20 protein-coding genes are annotated in these 22,066 nt (G+C 63.4%); 12 read left to right on the forward strand and 8 right to left on the reverse strand.

Annotation, left to right across the window (positions count from 1 at the left end; all coding sequences use genetic code 11):
* Nucleotides 1–35: 35 nt before the first annotated feature.
* Entirely contained in the window at nt 36–1,325 is a 1,290-nt protein-coding gene (locus P9292_RS35045; protein WP_309963701.1) for an FAD-dependent oxidoreductase, read from the reverse strand.
* Between P9292_RS35045 and P9292_RS35050 the strand changes: the two genes are divergently transcribed.
* Both P9292_RS35050 and purL read left to right on the forward strand, forming a co-directional pair.
* Nucleotides 1,324–1,464 carry a hypothetical protein gene (locus P9292_RS35050; protein WP_250464833.1) on the forward strand — a complete coding sequence of 47 codons (141 nt, stop codon included), beginning with the start codon at nt 1,324–1,326 and terminating at the stop codon, nt 1,462–1,464. The genes P9292_RS35045 and P9292_RS35050 overlap by 2 nt on opposite strands.
* A 287-nt stretch (nt 1,465–1,751) precedes the next feature.
* Entirely contained in the window at nt 1,752–5,789 is a 4,038-nt protein-coding gene (gene purL, locus P9292_RS35055; RefSeq protein WP_309963704.1) for a phosphoribosylformylglycinamidine synthase, read from the forward strand.
* A gap of 141 nt (nt 5,790–5,930) precedes the next feature.
* Here purL and P9292_RS35060 read toward each other — a convergent pair whose 3' ends face one another.
* The 5 genes from P9292_RS35060 to P9292_RS35080 form a co-directional block, all read right to left on the reverse strand.
* Nucleotides 5,931–6,713: a peptidylprolyl isomerase gene (locus P9292_RS35060; protein ID WP_244827914.1), complete on the reverse strand. Its 783-nt coding sequence runs from the start codon at nt 6,711–6,713 to the stop codon at nt 5,931–5,933.
* Nucleotides 6,714–6,851: 138 nt separating this feature from the next.
* The gene (locus P9292_RS35065) at nt 6,852–7,166 is read right to left on the reverse strand and encodes a BolA family transcriptional regulator (RefSeq protein WP_244827913.1); all 315 of its coding nucleotides are present in this window, start codon (nt 7,164–7,166) and stop codon (nt 6,852–6,854) included.
* Entirely contained in the window at nt 7,163–7,699 is a 537-nt protein-coding gene (locus P9292_RS35070; protein WP_244827912.1) for a septation protein A, read from the reverse strand. The genes P9292_RS35065 and P9292_RS35070 overlap by 4 nt, the downstream gene beginning before the upstream one ends.
* 134 nt (nt 7,700–7,833) lie before the next feature.
* On the reverse strand, nt 7,834–8,265 hold the full coding sequence (gene msrB / locus P9292_RS35075) for a peptide-methionine (R)-S-oxide reductase MsrB (protein WP_309963707.1): 432 nt from the start codon (nt 8,263–8,265) through the stop codon (nt 7,834–7,836).
* Between the two features lie 62 nt (nt 8,266–8,327).
* Nucleotides 8,328–9,938, reverse strand: coding sequence for a protein adenylyltransferase SelO (locus P9292_RS35080; protein WP_409015339.1), 1,611 nt, complete (start codon nt 9,936–9,938; stop codon nt 8,328–8,330).
* Between the two features lie 150 nt (nt 9,939–10,088).
* Here P9292_RS35080 and P9292_RS35085 point away from each other — a divergent pair, with 150 nt between their 5' ends.
* The 8 genes from P9292_RS35085 (at nt 10,089) to P9292_RS35120 (ending at nt 18,365) form a co-directional block, all read left to right on the forward strand.
* Entirely contained in the window at nt 10,089–11,747 is a 1,659-nt protein-coding gene (locus tag P9292_RS35085; RefSeq protein ID WP_250464839.1) for a 3-(methylthio)propionyl-CoA ligase, read from the forward strand.
* Nucleotides 11,748–11,900: 153 nt separating this feature from the next.
* Nucleotides 11,901–13,985, forward strand: a complete 2,085-nt coding sequence (locus P9292_RS35090; RefSeq protein WP_309963709.1) for a 3-hydroxyacyl-CoA dehydrogenase NAD-binding domain-containing protein — start codon at nt 11,901–11,903, stop codon at nt 13,983–13,985.
* A gap of 11 nt (nt 13,986–13,996) precedes the next feature.
* A complete protein-coding gene (gene pncA / locus P9292_RS35095) occupies nt 13,997–14,623 on the forward strand; it encodes a bifunctional nicotinamidase/pyrazinamidase (protein ID WP_250509136.1) in 627 nt (208 codons plus the stop codon).
* A gap of 68 nt (nt 14,624–14,691) precedes the next feature.
* Entirely contained in the window at nt 14,692–14,994 is a 303-nt protein-coding gene (locus tag P9292_RS35100; RefSeq protein WP_244827908.1) for a Dabb family protein, read from the forward strand.
* A 5-nt stretch (nt 14,995–14,999) separates the two neighbouring features.
* Nucleotides 15,000–15,470 (forward strand): PaaI family thioesterase, encoded by a 471-nt coding sequence (locus P9292_RS35105; protein ID WP_244827907.1) that lies wholly within the window; start codon nt 15,000–15,002, stop codon nt 15,468–15,470.
* Nucleotides 15,471–15,495: 25 nt separating this feature from the next.
* Entirely contained in the window at nt 15,496–16,500 is a 1,005-nt protein-coding gene (locus tag P9292_RS35110) for an NADP-dependent oxidoreductase (protein ID WP_309963711.1), read from the forward strand.
* 37 nt (nt 16,501–16,537) lie between these two features.
* Nucleotides 16,538–17,392: an SDR family oxidoreductase gene (locus P9292_RS35115; protein WP_309963713.1), complete on the forward strand. Its 855-nt coding sequence runs from the start codon at nt 16,538–16,540 to the stop codon at nt 17,390–17,392.
* A 19-nt stretch (nt 17,393–17,411) separates the two neighbouring features.
* Nucleotides 17,412–18,365, forward strand: coding sequence for an alpha/beta hydrolase (locus P9292_RS35120; RefSeq protein WP_309963715.1), 954 nt, complete (start codon nt 17,412–17,414; stop codon nt 18,363–18,365).
* Between the two features lie 101 nt (nt 18,366–18,466).
* On the opposite strand, the gene P9292_RS35125 is transcribed toward P9292_RS35120, so the two are convergent.
* Nucleotides 18,467–19,285: an NRDE family protein gene (locus tag P9292_RS35125; protein WP_309963717.1), complete on the reverse strand. Its 819-nt coding sequence runs from the start codon at nt 19,283–19,285 to the stop codon at nt 18,467–18,469.
* Nucleotides 19,286–19,290: 5 nt separating this feature from the next.
* Nucleotides 19,291–20,319: a YgfZ/GcvT domain-containing protein gene (locus P9292_RS35130; protein WP_409015341.1), complete on the reverse strand. Its 1,029-nt coding sequence runs from the start codon at nt 20,317–20,319 to the stop codon at nt 19,291–19,293.
* Nucleotides 20,320–20,404: 85 nt separating this feature from the next.
* Between P9292_RS35130 and mltG the strand changes: the two genes are divergently transcribed.
* Both mltG and tmk read left to right on the forward strand, forming a co-directional pair.
* Nucleotides 20,405–21,415 carry an endolytic transglycosylase MltG gene (gene mltG, locus P9292_RS35135; protein ID WP_250464856.1) on the forward strand — a complete coding sequence of 337 codons (1,011 nt, stop codon included), beginning with the start codon at nt 20,405–20,407 and terminating at the stop codon, nt 21,413–21,415.
* Complete coding sequence (gene tmk / locus P9292_RS35140; protein WP_244827898.1) at nt 21,416–22,036, forward strand: dTMP kinase; 621 nt, start codon at nt 21,416–21,418, stop codon at nt 22,034–22,036.
* Nucleotides 22,037–22,066 lie beyond the last annotated feature (30 nt).

The raw sequence follows: 22,066 nt of genomic DNA on the forward strand, positions 1-22,066 counted from the left end.
GCACCGCAGCACGCGAGAGCACGGACGCGCGCTCTTCAAAACCGCTCGATACTCAATGCCGCAAGTGTCTGTTCCGGAACCTCGGGCGTCACATCGGACAGGAGGTCCGCCACCACCTTCGCCGACCCGCACGCGAGCCCCCAGCCCGCCGGACCATGCGCCGCGTTCACGAACACACGCGGATGCCGTGTCGCGCCGACTGCCGGCAGGCCATCGGCGGAGAAGAGGCGCAGGCCTTCCCACGGACGCGCGGCCGAGACGCGTCCCGCGCCCGGAATCCAGTCGTGCGTGCCCTGACCGAGCACGTCGAGGGCACGACGGGCGAGGCTCGCATCGAGCGGCTTGTCGGCCTTGGATGCGCTCTGGAATACGCCCGCGCCCGCCACGCGCAGACGCTGGTTCACACGTGTCATCGTGATGCGCTTCATCGAATCGACGACCGTCAGATGCGGCGCGCGCTCTTCGTAGGCAATCGGCGCGGTGAGCGTATGCATGCGCAGCGGATACAGCCACGGCGTGGACTTCCTGACGAGCGCGGGCGTCTCGGCTCCCGCCGCGACCACGACGGCGTCCGCCGTGATCAACTCGACATTTTCGTTGCGCTTGTTGCGGCTCGCGTCCGGATCGGCGAGTTCGACGGCCGCGCGCTTATCGTCCAGACGCAGCGCCGTTACCGTGCGATTCATGCGGAACTGCACGCCGCCGTCTTCGAGCACCTGCTTCAGTTGCTTGGTGAAGAGCGGGCAATTGGCCGTGCGCTCCTCGGGCAGCAAAACGCCGCCCGCGAATTCGGGATATTCGGGCACCGAATGCTCCGCCGCGACGCATTCCTCAGGCGTCAGCACGCGATGCGGCACCTTGAACTGCCGCAACAGATCGATGGCCGGCTGCGCTTCCTCCAGTTCGCGCGCGTGACGAAACACGTGCAGCATGCCGCGCCGCTGTTCGAATTCGAGTTGCAGTGCGCTCTCGATTTCCGCGACGGTACGGCGCGACAACGCGACGAGCGGTTCCAGCAACGCATATTGCGCCGCGAACGCGTCCGGCTCGCGCAGCATGGCGAGTTGTTTCAGAAAATCGCGCACGGCGCTATGAAAGCCGGTCTTCACGACCATGCCGTTTTGCTTCGCGCGGTTCGACGACATGAAGGTCGGTCCGAACCAGACATCGAGCGGAGAGGGCAGAAGCGCGCCGCCCTGGCCATAAGTGGCGCCTTGGGCGACGGTCGCGTAGCGCTCGACCACGCAGACGCGATGCCCGGCCGCATGCAACTGGTAAGCGGTGGCGATGCCGGCGATTCCTCCGCCGATAACGATGACATCCATGACTTTTTTGCCCGAAGGCGCGAACTTGCGCCGCATACCGCGCCGCAAGCTCGGGCGCGCCGCGCATGTCGACGATGAGACGGCGGGCGCGGCAGACTCGCCACACCCGAAGAAAGCGCGCCATGATAGCGCCAAATGAGCCGCGCCGGGACCATAGGTGCCAGATCGCAGCATGTCCGTCGCGAACGTTTCTGCACTGCGTACACTGCAGGATCGATTTCAGGATAAGCCATGCGTCACGTTTGCGGCGGGATGCGCACGCGCGACGGGCAATGGCGCCGGTCGGGCCGGCCGAATTTGAGACGCATCCGGGGTATAATCGCGGTCTTCCTTTCGCCTCACGTCGCTCATCCACGCTCGTGGCCGTTTCCGGCGTTTCGAGCGCGGCACCTAGCGGCACACAGACGTCATCGACGCACCGTCACAATGGCCCACTTCTCGTGTTTCCCCGGCGCTTCGGCCCTCTCCGATTTCCGTCAGACCCGCCTCCTCGAGACGCTCGCGCGCATCGACGCGAACATCGTCGGCGTGCGCGGCCAGTTTCTGCACTTCGTGAATTCGGTCGAACCGCTTTCCGATGAGGACAGCAACCGCATCCACGCGCTGATGCACTACGGTGCGCCGCTCGAAGAAGGCAAGGGACGCGGCCACGCCGAAACGTTTCTGGTCGTGCCGCGTTTCGGCACGGTGTCGCCGTGGGCGAGCAAGGCGACCGACATCGCACATCATTGCGGCCTCACGCAAGTGCGGCGTATCGAGCGCGGCGTCGAATACACGGTCGTCCTGAAGAGCGGTCTGCTCGGCGGCAGGAAAACCCTGTCGGACGAAGCGCGCGCCGCCGTTGCCGACGCGTTGCACGACCGCATGACCGAAAGCGTCGCGGCCTCGCGCGATCAGGCGCTGCATCTCTTCGACGAACTGCCCGCCAAGCCTTTGCAGACGGTCGATATCATCGGCGCCGGGCGTTCGGCGCTCGAAGCGGCCAACGCGGAACTGGGCCTCGCGCTCGCGGAAGACGAGATCGTCTATCTCGTCGATGCCTTCAAAAGCCTCAACCGCAATCCGACCGACGTCGAACTGATGATGTTCGCGCAGGCCAACAGCGAACATTGCCGCCACAAGATTTTCAACGGCGAATGGACCATCGACGGCGAGAAGCAGGATCTGTCGCTCTTCGCCATGATCCGCAACACCGAGAAGCTGAATCACGAAGGCACGATCGTCGCGTACTCGGACAACTCGGCGATCATGGCGGGCGGCGTCGCGGAGCGCTGGTTTCCGCGCGGCGAGAGCGAGCAGTATCAGCGCAAGGTCGAGTTGACGCACACGCTGATGAAGGTCGAAACGCATAATCACCCGACCGCGATCTCGCCGTTCGCGGGCGCGGCAACGGGCTCGGGCGGCGAAATCCGCGACGAAGGCGCGACCGGTCGCGGCGCGCGTCCGAAAGCCGGTCTCGCGGGCTTCACGGTATCGAACCTCGATTTGCCCGATGCGCGTCAGAAGTGGGAAAACGCCCGCGATGCCGCCACGCCGCTCGTCTCGCGCAATCCGTCGGAAACGCATGAGGCGTATGGCCGGCCGGATCGCATTGCGTCGCCGTTGCAGATCATGATCGACGGCCCCATCGGCGCGGCGGCATTCAACAACGAATTCGGCCGTCCGAACCTGGGTGGCTACTTCCGCACCTTCGAGCAGAACGTCGCGGGCCGCGTGCGCGGCTATCACAAGCCGATCATGATCGCGGGCGGCATCGGCAATATCTCGGACCAGCACACGCACAAGAACGATCTGCCGGCGGGCACGCTGCTGATCCAGATCGGCGGACCGGGCATGCGCATCGGCATGGGCGGCGGCGCGGCGAGTTCGATGGCCACGGGCGCGAACACCGCCGAGCTGGACTTCGATTCCGTGCAGCGCGGCAATCCTGAAATTCAACGCCGCGCGCAGGAAGTCATCAACTCGTGCTGGCAACTGGGCGAGCACAACCCCATTCTGTCGATTCACGACGTCGGCGCGGGCGGCATTTCGAATGCGTTCCCCGAACTCGTCGATGGCGCGGGCAAGGGTGCGCGCTTCGAACTGCGTAAGGTACAACTCGAGGAAAGCGGACTGTCGCCGCGCGAAATTTGGTCGAACGAAGCGCAAGAGCGCTATGTGCTGGCCATCGCGCCCGCCGATCTGCCGGCCTTCGAGGCAATCTGCGAGCGTGAACGCTGCCCGGTGGCAGTGGTCGGCTTGGCGACGGACGAGCGCGACCTCGAACTCATCGACGATGAAAACGAAGGTCAGGAACCCGTCGACATGCCGATGGATGTGCTGCTCGGCAAGCCGCCGAAAATGCATCGCGACGTTGCGCGCGAACATCCGAGCTTCACGCCGGTCGATGTCACCGGCCTGCAGCTTTCGGAAGTCGCCGTCGATGTGCTCAAGCACCCGACCGTCGCGAGCAAGTCGTTTCTCATCACCATCGGCGACCGTTCGGTGGGCGGCACGACGGCGCGCGACCAGTTCGTGGGCCCGTGGCAAGTGCCGGTGGCCGATTGCGCCATCACGACCATGGACTACGCGGGCTATCGCGGCGAAGCCATGACGATGGCCGAGCGCACGCCGCTCGCCATCATCGACGCACCCGCATCCGGCCGCATGGCAGTGGGCGAAGCAGTGACGAATATCGCTGCCGCGCCGATCGAATCGTTGAGCAAGCTCAAGCTCTCCGCCAACTGGATGGCCGCGTGCGGCAGCGCGGGCGAAGACGCGGCGCTCTACGACACGGTGAAGGCCATCGGCATGGAACTGTGCCCGGCGCTCGGCATCAGCATTCCGGTCGGCAAGGATTCGCTGTCGATGCGCACCAAGTGGCAGGACGCACGCGGCGGCTCACGGGAAGTGGTGTCGCCGGTGTCGCTCATCATCTCGGCGTTCGCGCCGGTCGAGGACGTGCGCCGTCAACTCACGCCGCAACTCGTCGCGGATGCCGATACGGTGCTGATCGCCATCGATCTGGGGCGCGGGCGCAATCGCATGGGCGGCAGCATCCTCGCGCAAGTGACGCAGCAAGTGGGCGATGCCGTGCCCGACGTCGACGATCCCGAAGACCTCAAGCGCTTCTTCGCGTCCATTCAGGCGCTCAACGCCGACGGCAAGCTGCTTGCCTATCACGACCGCTCGGACGGCGGCCTGTGGGCGACGGTCTGCGAGATGGCGTTCGCGGGGCACGTGGGCGTGTCGCTCAACGTCGACATGCTGACACTCGATGCCGACCACGAATCCGATTACGGCGACGCGAAAGACTGGACCAAGCAGACGAGCGGCCGGCGCGACGACCGCACGATCCGCGCGCTGTTCACGGAAGAACTCGGCGCGGTGGTGCAAGTGCGCGCGGCGGATCGCGATGCCGTGCTCGGCGCGTTGCGCGGGCATGGTTTGTCGGCGTGCGCGCATGTCATCGGCAAGCCGAACGAGCGCGACACGGTCGAGATCTATCGCGACGCGAAGAAGATTTTCGATGCGCCGCGTACCGAGTTGCAGCGCGCATGGAGCGAGGTGAGCTGGCGCATCGCGCGTCTGCGCGACAACCCCGCTTGTGCCGACGCCGAATACGACGCATTGCTCGATGCCGCCGATCCCGGCTTGTCGCCCGTGTTGACCTTCGATCCGGCGGAAGACGTCGCCGCGCCGTTCATCGCGACGAACACGCGTCCGCGCGTGGCGATCCTGCGCGAGCAGGGCGTGAACTCGCATCTCGAAACCGCGTATGCATTCGACCGCGCGGGCTTCGATGCGCATGACGTACATATGAGCGATCTGCTCGAAGGCCGCGCGACACTCGCCGACTTCGCGGGCGCGGTGGCGTGCGGCGGCTTCTCGTATGGCGACGTGCTGGGTGCGGGCGAAGGCTGGGCCAAGACCATTCGCTTCAACCCGCGTCTTTCCGATATGTTCGCCGCCTTCTTTAGCCGCGCCGATACCTTCGCGCTCGGCATCTGCAACGGCTGCCAGATGATGTCGAACCTGGCGTCAATCATCCCCGGCGCCGAGGCGTGGCCCAAGTTCACGCGCAACAAGTCCGAGCAGTTCGAAGCGCGCTTCTCGCTCGTGGAAGTGGAGAGTTCGCCGTCGATCTTCTTTAGCGGCATGGAAGGCTCGCGCATTCCGGTGGCGGTCGCGCATGGTGAAGGTTTCGCCGATTTCTCGCAACAGGGCGATGCCGCGAAGGCACTCGTCGCCATGCGTTTCGTCGATCATCACGGCCGCGCGACGGAGCAGTATCCGTTCAACCCGAACGGCTCGCCGCAAGGCATCACGTCGGTCACGACGCCCGACGGCCGCTTCACCGTTTTGATGCCGCATATGGAGCGCGTGCATCGCAATGTGCAAATGAGCTGGACACCGGATGACTGGACCACTGACGGCAGTCCGTGGCTGCGCGTGTTTCAGAACGCGCGGCGGTTCATGGGGTGAGGTTCGGTTGTATCGGTGGGATGAGAGCACCCCGAAGTGGTTTTTCGGGGTGTTTTTTTGCCGATTGCAGACACGCACCGAAAACGACAAAGCCGCCCGAAGGCGGCTTTGTCCGACAGCGACGAAGGGCGATCAGCGCTCTTACTTCACCACTGCCTTCTTCCGCAACCCTTCCTCGAACGCCTGCAGCTTCTCTTGCTGAATCTGCTGCGCGATCTGCGCTTTCACTTGTTCCAGCGGCGGCGGGGCGACGTCGCGGGTATCGTCCAGACGGATGATGTGCCAGCCGAATTGCGTCTTCACCGGCTGCGGCGTTACTTCACCCTTCTTGAGCTTCTCGGCGGCGGCGCCGAATTCCGGCACGTAGGCTTGCGGCGCGGACCAGTCTAGATCGCCGCCGTTCTTGCCCGATCCCGGGTCCTTCGAGTATTGCTTCGCCAAGTCCTCGAAGCTCGCGCCGCCCTTGATCTTCGCGATCAAGTCCTTCGCCTGCGCTTCACTTTCTACGAGGATGTGATGCAGATGCAGTTCCTTGCCACCGCCCGTCTGCTTCACGAGTTGCTCGTAGCGCGCCTGGATCTCGGCGTCGGTCGGCGTGTTCTTCTTGACGAAGTCTTCGATCATCGCGCGCAGCACGACCGTCTGTTGCGCGACCGCGATCTGCGCCTTCACGTCGGGACGCATGGGCAGGCCTTCGCGCGACGCTTCCTGCATCAGGATTTCGCGGTTGATGAGTTCCTCGCGCACCGCCTGTTGCAATTGCGGCGAATCCTGCTGACCCTGCTGGACGAGTTGCTTCACGAGCGCATCGGCGCGCGACGTGGGAATCGGCGTGCCATTGACGACGGCGATGTTCTGCGCAAACGCGGGAGCCGCGGCGAACGCAGCCAGCAAGACCCAGACGCGGGTTTTTTTCAAAGTCATCGGAGGTTCCTAACTGAGCAACGAGCGACCTCGAAAGGCGCTTGATTGAGAGGTTGATCTGGAAGAAGCTGAGTGATTCGACACGCGGGAGAGGCGAGGCAAAAGCGCGGCAATCAGGCGCCAAAGCCCGCGCGGAGTCTATTCGAATTGTTCTGCGAACTCTTGCGGCGTATAAGCCCGAATGGCCAGCGCGTGCACGCCATGCTGCATTTCCGCGGCCAGCGCATCATACACCAGTCGATGCCGCGCCACTCGCGCGCGGCCCGCGAAGCATTCGGCGATGACCGTGACCGTGTAATGACTGCCCGAAGCCGCGCCGGCATGCCCGGCATGCGCCGCGCTGTCGTCTTCGATATGCACGGTTTGCGGTTCGAGCGCCGCTTCGAGGCGCGCTTCGAGATGCGCGATCTTGTCGGCCGCGCTCGCGTTCGGAAAATCGAAGGAAGCGTTCATTGACCATCCTCCTTCATGTATTTGGCGAGCCAGAAGCTTTGCGCGACGATAAACGCCACGAGACACCCCGTCGCGCCGAAGAGTTTGAAGTTGACCCATTGGTCCGTGGTGAAGTGAAACGCCACCACGAGATTGACGATACCGAGCAGCGCGAAAAACACCGCCCACGCCACGTTCAATTGTCCCCACACGCGATGCGGCAGGACGATCTGCTTGCCCATCATCGCTTCGATGAGGTTCTTTTTGAAGCCGAGTTGCGCGACGATCAGCGCCACGGCGAAGAGCCAGTAAAGCGCGGTGGGCTTCCATTTGATGAAGGTATCGTTGTGCAGCACGAGCGTCGCGCCGCCAAACACCACGACCACGCCGAGACTCACCCACAGCATTGGATCGACCTTGCGATGGCGGAACGCCACCCACGCGATCTGCACGAGCGTCGCCGCGATGGCCACGGCAGTTGCCGTATAGATGCCCCAGATCTTGAATGCGACAAAAAACAGGATGATCGGAAACAGATCGAACAGAAATTTCATTGGCGTGGCGATGAGGTGGGCAGCGAGCAGGCTGCGGCGCGCGAAACGAACGCCCGCTCTCGAGAAGCGGGCGTTCCATGCGGCAGAAAATTATGCACGGGCTTATTGATTAGCCCGCCACAACCCGCCCGCGCTTACTTGGATTCGAATTGTAGCGCAGCCGAGTTGATGCAATACCGCAAACCGGTGGGCGCCGGGCCGTCTTCGAAGACGTGGCCGAGGTGCGCGCCGCAGTTCTTGCACTGCACTTCGATGCGCAGCATGCCGTGCGAGCGGTCGGTCTTCTCTTCGATCACTTCGCCGTTGATCGGCTTGAAGTAGCTGGGCCAGCCGCAGCCCGCGTCGAACTTGGTCGCGGATTCGAAAAGCGGCGTGCCGCAACACACGCAGTCATACACGCCGCGCTCGAAGTGGTCCCAGTATTCGCCGGAGAACGGGCGCTCGGTCGCCGCGTGGCGCGTGACCTGATACTGCATGTCGTTGAGTTCGCTGCGATACGCCGCATCGTCCATTTGCAGCGGATACGCCGTGGCGCCAGTGTTGTCGGTGGTGTCGTCTCTGCTCATATCATTCCTTTTATCGGCCGAAAGTCGGAAAAACGGATCAGGCCAGCTATTTTGGGGCGATCCTAAGAAGAACAACTCACTTCCAGATCGCTCGCCCAGTCGGGTGGCAGGCCGGCGTAGGCTTCGTATTCGGGTTGTTCGTCGTAGGGACGGCGCAGCACGTCGAGAAGCCGCGCCACTTCGGTGTAATCCTTTTCGCTCGCCTGGCGAATCGCCTGTTCGGCCAGGTGATTACGCAGCACGTACTTCGGATTCACGCGATTCATCGCGGCCGCGCGATCCGTATCGTCGCGCGTTTCGTGCGCGAGACGTTCGCGATACTGCACCGCCCACGCGTCGAAAGCGGCGCGGTCGAGAAAGAGGTCGCGCACGGGCGAATCGTTCGAGGTATCGGATTTCGCGAGCTTCGACAAGTTCCGGAACGTGAGCGTGAAGTCCGCGCGGTTCGCGTGCATGATTTCGAGGAGACCGTTGGCGAGTTTGTCATCGCCTTCGCGCGCGATTTCGAGGCCGAGCTTGGCGCGCATCTTCGCTTCGAACACAGGGCCGAAGCGCGCCTTGTAGCGTTCGAGAACCTTCTGCGCTTCCTCGACCACGCGTTGCGCACGGTCTTCTTCCGGCAGGTTCGCGCCGACGAGCGGAACCAGCGCCTGCGCCAGACAAAACAGGTTCCAATAGCCGACCTGCGGCTGACGGCTGTACGAATAGCGCCCTTGCGTGTCCGTGTGGTTGCAAATGTGATGCGCGTTGAAGCCATCCATGAAACCGAACGGGCCGTAGTCGATCGTGAGACCGAGAATGGACATGTTGTCGGTGTTCATCACGCCGTGACAGAAGCCGACGGCTTGCCACTCCGCCATCAGATCGGCGGTGCTGCGCACGGCTTCGTCGAGGAGCGCGAGGTAGGGATCGTCGGCATCGCGGCAATGCGGATAGAAGCGCTCGATCACGTGATCGGCAAGCGCTTTGAGATCGTCGACGCGGTCGTTCGAATAGAAGTGTTCGAAATGCCCGAAGCGCACGAAGCTCGGCGCGACGCGCGTGACGATCGCCGCTGTTTCCATGCTCTCGCGCCGCACCGGCATATCGGAGCCGACGATGGCGAGCGCGCGCGTCGTGGGAATGCCCAGATGGTGCATGGCTTCGGAGCACAGGAATTCGCGGATCGACGAACGCAACACGGCGCGGCCATCGCCCATGCGGGAATACGGTGTGCGGCCCGCGCCCTTCAGCTGAAGTTCGAAGCGTGTGCCGTCATGGTCCCGATCGGCGTCTGGCTCGATCTCGCCGAGTGTAAGTGCGCGGCCATCGCCCAATTGACCTGCCCACACGCCGAACTGATGCCCCGAATAGACCGCTGCGTAAGGCAGTTCGCCGGCGGGCCATTCGCGCGTGGGATTGCCGGCGAAGTATTCGGCAAAGCGCTTTTGCTCGCTGCCTTCCGCGACATCCGGATTGATGCCGAGCATGTCCGCCGTTTCGCGCGAGATCGCGACGAGATAAGGATCGGGCACCGGCGTGGCGGGAAGGCGCGTCAGAAACGCGGCCCCGAGCGCCGCGAACGAGCCGGGCTGGCCAACCTTGATCGCGGCGGCGATGGCGTCCATGGAATCAGCGCCGGAAGCCTTCTCGCCGGACGCTGCACGCACGGCATTGCTTGGGGAAAACGACATATTGAGCGCCTTTTGGTTAAACGATATTGTAAATCCGCGCCCGCGGGCCTGCAGGGCCGCGCCCGGCCGGGCATCGGGCGGCGCAAAGCCAATGACCGATCCAATGACTCGAGCCCAGACTCGCCAACCGACTCACCGAGGAAATCACCCATGACGTCGCCGCTTTACGGCCAGATGATGGAAATACCGTTGCTCGCGTCGTCCCTGTTGTCCCATGCCTCGCGCCACTTCGGCGATACGGAAATCGTGTCGCGGCGTATCGAAGGCGATATCCATCGCTACACCTACCGCGATTGCGAGAAGCGCGCGAAGCAACTCGCGCAGGCCTTGATCGCGCTCGGCGTGGAGCAGGGCGAGCGCATCGGCACGCTGGCCTGGAACGGCTACCGGCATCTGGAGTGCTATTACGGCGTGGCGGGCATGGGCGCCGTGTGCCACACCATCAATCCGCGTCTCTTTCCGGATCAGGTCGCGTTCATCATCGATCATGCCGACGATTCGTACGTCTTGTTCGACATGACCTTCGCGCCGCTCGTCGAGATGATCGCGCCGCAGTGTCCGAACGTGAAAGGCTGGATCGCACTCGGCGATGCCGCCTGCATCGAGCAGCATCTTTCGAACCTGAGCGTGCCGGTGATGAGCTACGAAAGTCTCGTCGGCGAACAGGATGGCGTCTACGAATGGCCGATGCTCGATGAACGTCAGGCATCGTTTCTTTGCTACACGTCGGGAACGACGGGCAATCCGAAGGGCGCGCTGTATTCGCATCGCTCGACGGTGCTGCATGCTTATGGCGCGGCCTTGCCCGATGCGATGGGCGCTTCATCGAGCGATTCCATCCTGCCCGTCGTGCCGATGTTCCACGTCAACGCGTGGGGCATTCCGCATGCGGGGCCGCTCGTCGGCGCGAAGCTGGTGTTCCCCGGCAAGGACCTCGACGGCAAGTCGCTCTACGAGTTGATGGAAGCGGAAGGCGTCACCTATTCGGCGGGCGTGCCGACCGTATGGCTGGCGCTCCTCGCCTACATGAAGCAGAACGATTTGCGCTTTTCGACCTTGAAGCGCACGGTGATCGGCGGCTCGGCGTGTCCGCCCGCCATGCTGAAGACCTTCGAGGAAGACTACGGCGTGCAGGTGATTCATGCGTGGGGCATGACGGAGATGTCGCCGCTCGGCACGCTCGCGCGGCTGAGTTTCCGGCAGAAGCAGCGTTCGGCCGAGGAACAGCGCATCTCGCTCGAAAAGCAGGGGCGCGCGCTCTTTGGCGTCGATATGAAAGTGGTCGGCGACGACGGCCACGAACTGCCTTGGGACGGCCAGTCGTTCGGCGATCTGCACGTGCGCGGACCGTGGGTCATCGACCGCTATTTCCGGCGCGACGAGTCGCCGCTCATCGACGGCTGGTTCCCGACGGGCGATGTCGCGACCATCGACGCCGATGGCTTCATGAACATCACCGATCGCAGCAAGGACGTGATCAAGTCGGGCGGCGAGTGGATCAGTTCGATCGATCTGGAGAACATCGCGGTGTCGCATCCGCAGGTGGCGGAGGCGGCGTGCATTGCGTGCTCGCATCCGAAGTGGACGGAGCGGCCGATGATCGTCGCCGTGCTGCGTCCGGGCGCGACCATCACGCGTGAGGATTTGCTCGCGCATTTCGAGGGCAAGGTCGCGAAGTGGTGGATTCCGGACGATGTCGTGTTCGCCGACGAGTTGCCGCATACGGCGACGGGCAAGCTGCAGAAGGTGCGGCTGCGCGCGTTGTATCGTGAGCATGTGCTGCCGGAGAAGGGTGAGAAGACATCTTGATACCAGCGCTTCCGGCTGACCTCGCGCCCCGGTCGATCCGGGGCGTTTTCATTCGCCGGACGACGCGCATTTGAACGATCGTTCTCCTTTGTGTATTCTGCGTCGATCACTCACAATGACCTCGCCAAAGACGCGCGAACGGGAGACATCTTCATGGCTGTGCACTTCACGATCCACGACGGCGTCGCCGTCATCACACTCGACAACCCGCCGGTGAACGGCCTCGGGCACGCGACACGGCTTGGCATCGTGGAAGGCATCGAGCGCGCGCGTGACGAAGACAACGTGCGCGCCATCGTCGTGATCGGCGCCGGCAAGGCGTTTTCGGGCGGCGCGGACATCACCGAATTCAATACGCCGAAGGCGACGCAAGAACCGACGCTCAAGACGGTCATCGAAGCAATCGAGGGCAGCGCGAAGCCGGTGATCGCGGCGATTCACGCCGTGGCGATGGGCGGCGGCCTCGAACTCGCGCTCGGCGCGCATTTCCGCGTGGCGTCGCCCGGCGCGCAGATCGCGCTGCCCGAAGTGAAGCTCGGCCTCCTGCCCGGCGCGGGCGGCACGCAACGGTTGCCGCGCGTGGTTGGCCTCGAAAGGGCACTTGGCATGATCGTGTCGGGGACGCCGGTATTAGCCGAACGACTCGCGAATACCGCGCTCTTCGACCAAATGATCGAAGGCGACTTGCTCGATGGCGCCGTGCGTTTCGCTCAGCACGTCGCCAAGCGTGACGGCATGCACCCGCAAGTGCGCGAACGCCCCATCGAACACACGGATGCCGATCGAATCGTCCAGGCCGCGCGCGCGAACGCCATCGCGACGGCGAAGCATTTTCCGGCACCGCACAAGTGCATCGATGCCATCGAAAAAGGCCTGAAAGAAGGCTTCGAACGCGGGCTCGCCTTCGAGCGCGAATGCTTTCTCGCGCTCGTGCAGACACCGGAAAGCCGCGCGCTGCGGCACGCGTTCTTCGCCGAACGCGCGGCGTCCAAGATCGCGGATGTGCCGTCGAACACGCCCGTCAGAAAGATCGAGCGCATCGGCGTGATCGGCGCGGGCACGATGGGTGGCGGCATCGCCATGAACTTCATTAACGCGGGGTTTTCCGTTGTGCTGCTCGAAACGAAACAGGACGCACTCGACCGGGGTTTGGCGAACGTGCGCCGCAATTACGAAGCGCAAGTGAAGAAGGGCAAGCTCACGCAAGATGAGGTCGATGAACGCATGGCCCTCATTCAACCGACGCTCCATTATGCGGACCTCGCGCACGCGGACTTGATCATCGAAGCGGTATTCGAAGACCTGGGCGTGAAGGAGCAAGTCTTCCGCCGCCTCGATGAAGTCGCGAAGCCCGGCGCGATTCTCGCATCGAACACATCGACGCTCGATCTCGACAAAATCGCCGCGTTCACGAAACGTCCGGGCGATGTCATCGGCACGCACTTCTTCAGTCCCGCCAACGTGATGAAGCTGCTCGAAGTGGTGCGCGGCGCGAAAACGGACAAGGACGTGCTCGCCTCCGTCATGCAACTCGCGCGGAAGATCAGGAAGACGGCCGTAGTCTCGGGCGTATGCGATGGCTTCATCGGCAACCGCATGGTCGAACAGTACTTGCGGCAGGCGCTTTTCATGCTGGAGGAAGGCGCGCTGCCCGCGCAGATCGATCGTGCAATCGAAGATTTCGGCTTCGCCATGGGGCCGTTTCGCATGAGCGATCTTGCGGGCAACGACATCGGCTGGGCCATTCGCAAGCGCCGTTATGTCGAGCAGCCCGAGCTGCGCTATTCGAAAATCGCGGATCGGCTGTGCGAAGCGGGCCGCTTCGGACAAAAGACCGGTGCGGGATGGTACGACTACGAGCCAGGCAAGCGCGATGCGCTGCCATCACAAGCGGTCGACGACATGATCGTCGCGTATTCGAAGGAAGCAGGCATCGAAAGACGGCATATCGCGGACGATGAAATCGTCGAGCGGCTCATGCTCGCGCTCGTCAACGAAGGCGCGCGTATTCTCGAAGACGGCATCGCTTCGAAGGCCTCGGATATCGACATGGTCTATTTGACGGGTTACGGTTTCCCGCTCTGGCGCGGCGGCCCGATGTTCTACGCCAACACCATCGGCCTCGCCGCCGTGGAACGCGCCATGCGCCGCTATGCGCAACAGCCCAACGGCGACGCATGGCAGCCCGCCGCCCGCGTGACGCAACTCGCGGCGGTCAACGGCCGGTTCAACCCTTGAAGATGAGCATGATGAAACCCGTAGAAGACGTTTTACTCGTCGTGGACGTGCAGTACGATTTCATGCCCGGCGGCGCGCTCGCCGTGAAGGAAGGCGATGAGGTGGTGCCCGTCATCAACCGCCTGGCGCGCGCGTTCTCGCATGTCGTTCTGACGCAGGACTGGCATCCGCGCTCGCATGTCTCGTTCGCGGCGAATCACGAAGGACGGGCGCCCTTCGACATGATGACAATGCCTTACGGCGAACAGGTGCTGTGGCCGGTGCATTGCGTGCAGGGCACCGAGGGCGCGGCGCTACATCGCGGCCTGCAATTACCGCACGCGCGGCTCGTGATCCGCAAGGGGCATCACGAACATGTCGACAGCTACTCCGCGTTTCTCGAAGCGGATCGCGTGACACCCACGGGTCTTGCAGGCTATCTGCGCGACGTCGGTGCGAAGCGCGTATGGGTCGCGGGGCTGGCGACGGATTATTGCGTTGCGTGGTCCGCGTTGGATGCGCGTCGCGCGGGCTTCGAAGTGAGCGTGATAGAAGACGCGTGCCGCGCGATCGATCTCGACGGCTCGCTTGATCGAGCGTGGCGCGAAATGCGCGACGCGGGTGTCGAACGCATACGCTCCGATTATTTGCTCGCGTGAGCCTCCGAAGCTACCGTCGAATCTTTGCTACGCTTCTGCCTTAATCGTTTTCTTGACCAGGAGTTGCCGTGTTACGTCACATCGTCATGTGGAAGCTGAAGGAGTCGGCGGAAGGCGCGAGCCGCGCGGAGAATGCGCAGAAGCTCAAGGAGAAGCTCGAAACCTGCCGCAGCATCGTTAAGGGGCAGGGACACTTCGAGGTCGGTACGGCGCAACCGGGTTTCGACTGCACTTACGATGTCGTGCTCGTCTCCGACTTCGACGACAAAGCGGCGCTCGTTGCCTATCAGGTGCATCCGAAGCACGTGGCGCTGAAAGACTTCATTGCCGCGGTGCGCGAAGACCGTCAATGCGTCGACTACGAAGTGTGACGACCATGACCGACAAGCCACATGACGTCGCCATCGAAAGCCCGTTCATCGACTCGCTCGGCGTGGAATTGGTCAAGGCCGCCGACGGCGAAGCGGAAGTGCGGCTCGCGCTCGAAGATGCGCATTTGAACACGTGGGGCATCGCGCACGGCGGCGTCACCATGACCTTGCTCGATTCCGCGCTGGCACTCGCCGCGCGCAGTCTCGCGGGCAATGGCATCGGCGTCGTTACCGTCGAGATGAAGGTGAACTTCATGCAGCCGGGACGCGGTGAATTGCGCGGCATCGGGCGCGTGCTGCATCGCTCCACCACCATGGCGTATTGCGAAGGCGAAGTGCGCGACAGCGAAGGGCATTTCGTCGCCAAGGCGCTAGGCACGTTCAAATACATGCGCAGGCTCGCAGTGGGCCGCGATATCGTGAAACAGAAAATGCGTTCCGATCCCAAGGCCACGCCGGGACCGAGCGACGCTTGATTCATTCCGAACAGGAGGATTCGCAATGGCAGACGCTCAGAAGAATCGCCAGGTTTTGCTGGTATCGCGACCGGAAGGCGAGGCATCGACCGACAATTTCAGGCTCGTCGAAACACCGCTTGCGCCGCTGCGGGAAGGCGAGCTGCGCGTGCGCAATCACTATCTGTCGCTCGATCCGTACATGCGCGGGCGCATGAGCGATGCCAAGTCATACGCCGCGCCGCAGGCGTTGAACGAAGTGATGATCGGCGGCACGGTCGGTGAAGTGGTCGAGTCGCGCAATCCGAAGTTCAAGGTCGGCGACAACGTGGTCGGCATGTACGGCTGGCAGGAATACGGGACATCGGACGGCACGGGTCTTTATGCCGTCGATACCACGCACGTTCCGCTGTCCGCGTATCTCGGCCCGGTCGGCATGCCGGGCGTGACGGCCTGGTATGGCCTGAATCGCATCATCGAACCGAAGGCTGGCGATATGGTCGCCGTGAGCGCGGCAAGCGGCGCGGTCGGCAGCGTGGTCGGGCAACTGGCGAAGGCTGCGGGCTGCCGCGTGATCGGCATTGCGGGCGGCGCCGAGAAGTGCCGCTATGTCGTCGAGACGCTGGGCTTCGACGCATGCATCGACTACAAGGCGGGCCATTTGTACGACGAGCTGAAAGCCGCAGCGCCCGATGACATCGATGGCTATTTCGAAAACGTCGGCGGCGAAGTGCTCGATGCCGTGTTGCCGCGCATGAACGCACACGGGCGCATTGCGTTGTGCGGCATGATCTCGGGCTACGACGGCAAGCCATTGCCGCTGCAGGCGCCGCGCATTCTGCTCACGCAGCGTCTGAAGCTGCAGGGTTTCATCGTGAGCGAGCACATGGAATTGTGGCCGCAAGCGTTGAAGGAACTCGGCGAACGCGTCGCGACCAAGAAGCTGATCTACCGCGAGATCATTGCGCAGGGACTGGAAAATGCGCCTGAAGCGTTCCTCGGTCTTTTGCGCGGAAAGAACTTTGGCAAGCAGCTCGTCAAGCTCATCTGACGCGCCGAGTACCACACCACGCGAGAAAGGAGCCCGCTTGGACCGCTTCGAAGGAAAAGTCGCCGTGATCACTGGCGCGGCGAGCGGCTTCGGCCGCGAGTTTGCGCTAAAGGGCGCGGCGCTCGGCATGAAGCTCGTACTCGCCGATATCGACGCCACCGCGCTCGATGCCACCGTGACATCGCTGCGCGAACGAGGCGCCGAGGCGCGCGGCGTGCGAACGGACGTCTCGAATCCCGCGGACGTCGATGCACTCGCCCGCGCTACGCTCGATGCCTTCGGCGGCGCGCATCTGCTCTTCAACAACGCGGGCGTGGGCGCTGGCGGCTTCATCTGGGAGAGCAGCGCGAACGACTGGCAATGGGTCTTCGGCGTCAACGTGATGGGTGTTGCCAACGGCATTCGCGCGTTCACGCCGATCATGCTGGCCCAGAACGAACCGGCGCATATCGTCAACACGGCTTCGGTCGCGGGGCTGCTCGCCGCGCCCGCAATGGGCGTCTATAACGCGTCGAAGCATGCGGTCGTGGCCATGACCGAGACGCTTCATCACGATCTGCGGCTCGCGCGCGCGTCGGTCGGCGTGTCCTTGTTGTGTCCGGCGTTCGTGCCGACCGGTATCGCCGATGCCGAACGCGCGCGGCCCTGCGCGCTCGTCAACGACGAAGAGATGACGGCGTCGCAGAAGCTCGCGGCGCGGCAACTGGCAAAGGCGGTGGAGCACGGCAAGCTATCGGCGCGGGATGTCGCCGAACTGACCTTCGACGCTATCCGCGCGAATCGTTTTTATGTGGTCACGCATCCGAACATCATGCCTTCGGTGCAGCTGCGGCTGGACGACATCGCGCAGCTGCGCGACCCGAGCGATCCCATGTCGCTCAAGTCGCGTTGACCTCGGCATCGGCATGACAATGCAGCTCAATCCCCAGGTCGCGCAAGTCTTGCAGATGATCGCACGCGCGAGGCGCACGCCTTATCACACGCTCACGCCGCAAGAAGCGCGCGCCGCCTATGCGATGAGCGCGCCCATTCTCGATGTCGCGCCGTTGCCCATGGCGCGTGTCGAAGATCTTCCCGTTCCTATGCGCGATGGCGGGTCCATTCGTGTGCGTGCGTATTATCCGATCGAGCCGAATTGGGCGGAGCCGCTTGGCGCGCTCATGTATCTGCATGGCGGCGGCTTTACGGTGGGAAGCATCGAGACGCACGACGCGCTGTGCCGCAAGTTCGCGCATGACGTGTGCTGCGCGGTGGTATCTGTCGATTACCGGCTTGCGCCCGAACACAAGTTTCCGGTCGCCGTGAACGATGCCTTCGACGCCTTGCAATGGCTCGCGCGAGAGGCGTCCACGTTGGGGATCGATCCGGCTCGCATCGCGATTGGTGGAGACAGCGCGGGCGGCACGCTCGCGACGGTGTGTTCGGTGCTGGCGCGCGATGCAGGCATCGCCTTGCAATTGCAGATGCTGATTTATCCGGGGACGAGCGCGTGGCAGCGAAGCGAATCGCATGCGCGGCTTGCCGAAGGGTACTTGCTGAGCGCAGAGACGATTCAATGGTTCTTCGAGCAGTACGTGCGCGATGAACGCGACCGGGACGACTGGCGTTTTGCGCCGCTGGATGCGGCGGGCGGGCAGCCGGATTATCGTGGCGTGGCGCCGATGTGGATCGCGGCTGCGGATCATGATCCGCTTTACGATGAAGATGTCGCTTACGCGGAGAAGCTTTCAGCGCAGGGCGTATCGGTGGAACTGATGCGGTATGAAGGGATGATTCACGAGTTCTTCAAGATGGGCGGGTTTGTTCGCGACGTGGCGCGGGCGCATGCGGATGCGGTGGCTGCGTTGAGGAAGGCGTTGGGGTGAGGGCTTGATTAGATTCTGAAAAGTACATGGCAAATTTGTCGCCATTGCGATTACCTTGATAGTGCTCTTACTGTTGAAACGTGGGTCGCGGCGATCATGCGTCACGCCACCTCAAACCCGAACGCCCGCACAAAATCCCCCGGCCGCACGACCTTGTGCGAACCGTCATCGTCACTGCGTTCCTTGACATGCAGCTCCATACCATGCGTCAGCGGCAACACTTGCAACGCCGTCGTCCCGCGCGTGCCGTATCCATCGCTCTCGATAAACGCCGCCGACAACACGCGTTCACGCTCGATGGAAAGGCCAGTGGATGGCAAGACGTGATCGTCGGCGATACGCGGGTCACGCAAGGTTTCGATCAGCTCGTCGAGCGATGGCCGCTCATCGGCGTGAATCAAATCGCGTAAAGCATCGCGCTGGGCGACGAGCTTCGGCCACGGCGTATTCAGCAAGCTGTTCGACAACCCATGCACGCCCGCTTCGAGCAAAACCGGCTCGGCATCGGCGCGATTGCCGTACCAGCCGAGCTCACGTCGTGTTAAATCCCCGCACAGTAAATTGAAGCCGTTGTACCGATGACCTTCCAGGGCAACGCGCTTGAGATACTTCAAAGGCTCGACGCGCTCGCCCGTCAAATATTCGCTGACCAACGTGCCACGCGTGGGCGCATCCGGCCGCATCTCGCTCGGCGCGCGATAGTTCGTCAGCGCAGCAAAGCGCCCGTCGCGCGTTACGCCAAGCCACGTGCCGCCGCCCGTCAGATCCCGGCCCGCGAGCACGCCGGGCGCGTTGGTCCACCAATGCATCGGGTCGGTCTCGCGGCGGAAGAACTCGTCGCGATTCGCCGCCAGCGTCAGCAGCGCGCGGCCGTTGGCGGGCGCGGCCTGGGGTTGCCAGTCGAAGACGATCAGGCACATGGCGTTCAGGCGTCGGCAGGAAAGGCGTAGGGCAGCGGCACGAATTCGAGCGCGGGGCCATCGGCGGCGCCGACGTGCACCGAGCCGTTATCCAGCGACGCCAGCTTGATCTCCACAAGACAATCCACGCCGCCGCCTTCGGCCGGCGCCACGTTGACCACCATGCCGCAAGGCTGACCGGGATCGGCCGAATGGAACAGCTCGGCGCCCGGCGTGGCCGATTCGCCGTGCGCGAGCGCCGTGCGTCGCTTGATCGTGCCGCGATATTGGCTGCGCGCGACGATCTCCTGTCCCGGATAGCAACCCTTCTTGAAGTTCACCGCGCCCAGCACGTCGAAGTTGACCATCTGCGGGACGAACTGCTCGGTCGTCGCCTGCGTGATGCGCGGCTCGCCCGCGTGGATGTCGAGCCAGTCCCACAGCGCCGGTCCCGCGCGCCGCAACTTCTCGCCGAGCTCGGGCAGTCGTGCTTCGATATCGGCCCTTGGGCCGACCCACAGGAAACGCGGCCGATGCGCCGCATCCGGCACACGAATCAGCGCGCCATGCGGACCTTCCACCTTGACATGCACGCCGTCGGGCAACGCATCGAAGATGCCGGAGAGTGCCGCGCGCACATCGCCCGCAAAGCCGACTGCCGCGAGTTCCGGCGTCGCGTCACTCAGTTTCGCCTTTGCGCGCAGCACGAACATGGACAGACGCTTTTGCACGGGCGCCTGGACATCGTGCGAGATCAAGAGACGCACGGTATCGGCTGAACGCCACATGAGAAACGAACCCAGCAGGCGTCCCTTCGGCGAGCAATAGCCCGCGAGGCGCGCCGTGGATGCGTCGAGATGCTGGACGTCGTTGGTGACCTGGTTGTGCAGGAACGAAGCGGCATCTTCGCCCTTGATGTCGATCACGCCGAACTGCGTGAGCGGCACGAAAGCGCCCGCTGTCTTCACGGCTTCGAAGTCGTCGGCGGGAATGGCGCTTGGAGCAGAACCGGGGGAAAGCTGGGTTTGGGAATTCATGGCGTCAAGTGCGGTCAATCCTGTCAGTCGGTCCGGCCGGTCAAACTGACCGGGGCGCAGGCGGGCAAGTTATTATATTGGTCTTATTCCTAGTGTGTCTGGCATGTCCCTTTTCAAGAAATGCGTCGTGGCGGTGGTGATCGTCGCGGTGCTCGCGGCGGCGCTCGCAGGTGGCGTTTATTACTGGGCCAATCGGCCAATGAACCTCACGCCCGCCGAACTCGACGTCACCATCAAGCCTCACAGCAGCTTGCGCAGCGTCAGCGCCCAGTTGATTCGCGGCGGCGTGCCGGTCGAATCCGAGCTTTTCGTGTTGATGACGCGCGTGCTCGGGCTTTCGTCGCAGCTCAAATCCGGCAATTACGCGTTCAAAAGCGGCGTGACACCGTATGAAGTGCTGCAAAAGATCGCGCGCGGCGACGTCAACGAGTACGTGGCCACCGTCATCGAGGGCTGGACGTTGCAAAAAATGCGCGCCGAACTCGACGCCAACCCCGCGCTCGCGCACGACACCGCCGGCATGTCCGACACGGACCTCTTGCGTGCAATCGGCGCGCCCGAGGTGGACAAGGCATCGGCGGAAGGACTGTTTTTCCCGGATACCTATCTTTTCGACAAGGGCACGAGCGACCTCACGGTCTACAAGCGCGCGTACCGGATCATGCAGCAGCGGCTCACCGAAGCCTGGAACACGCGCTCGCCGAATTTGCCTTACAAGACGCCTTACGAGGCGCTCGTCATGGCGTCGATCGTCGAGAAGGAGACGGGGCGCGCAACCGACCGGCCGCTGGTGGCGGCGGTGTTTGCCAACCGGCTGCGGATCGGCATGCCGCTACAGACCGACCCGACCGTCATCTACGGCCTCGGTCCGGCTTACGGCGGGCATCTGAAGAAAAAGGATCTGCAGACCGACACTCCGTACAATACCTACACGCGCATGGGTTTGCCGCCCACGCCGATCGCGCTGCCCGGTGTGGCCGCGCTCACCGCGACGCTCAATCCCGCCGCGAGCAATGCGCTCTATTTCGTGTCGCGCGGCGACGGCAGCAGCATCTTTTCCGACAACCTGGGCGACCACAACAAGGCCGTCGACAAATACATCCGGGGTCAGTGAATGGCGCGGGGCAAGTTCATTACATTCGAGGGTATCGACGGAGCGGGCAAGACCACGCATCTGGAGTGGTTTCGCGAGCGGCTCGCCGAAAAACTCGCCGCGCACGCGCGCTCGGTCGTGATGACGCGCGAGCCAGGCGGCACACCGCTCGGCGAAACGTTGCGCGGCATTCTGCTGAATCAGCCAATGGACCTCGAAACCGAGGCGCTCCTCATGTTCGCCGCGCGCCGCGAGCATCTCGCGCAGGTCATCGAACCGGCGCTCGCGCATGGCGACTGGGTGCTGTCGGACCGTTTTTCGGATGCCACCTTTGCTTATCAGGGCGGTGGACGCGGTCTGCCGCGCGACAAGCTGGAAGCGCTGGAACGCTGGGTGCAGGGCGGTTTTCAGCCGGACCTTACCGTTCTGTTCGACATTCCGACGGAGACCGCGAGCGAACGCCGTTCGGCCGCGCGCGCGCCGGACAAGTTCGAGAGCGAATCGGAGGCATTTTTTAAGCGCACGCGCGCCGAATATCTGCGGCGCGCGGCCGAATCGCCGCAGCGGTTTTTCATCGTCGATTCGAGCCGGCCCATCGACGATATCCGCACGCAGCTCGAAGATGTCATCGCGAGCCTTTGATCCACGCTCAAGCAACGCCTAACCCACTGA

This window comes from Caballeronia sp. LZ001, from assembly GCF_031450875.1.
In the GTDB taxonomy this organism is placed as follows: Bacteria; Pseudomonadota; Gammaproteobacteria; order Burkholderiales; family Burkholderiaceae; genus Caballeronia.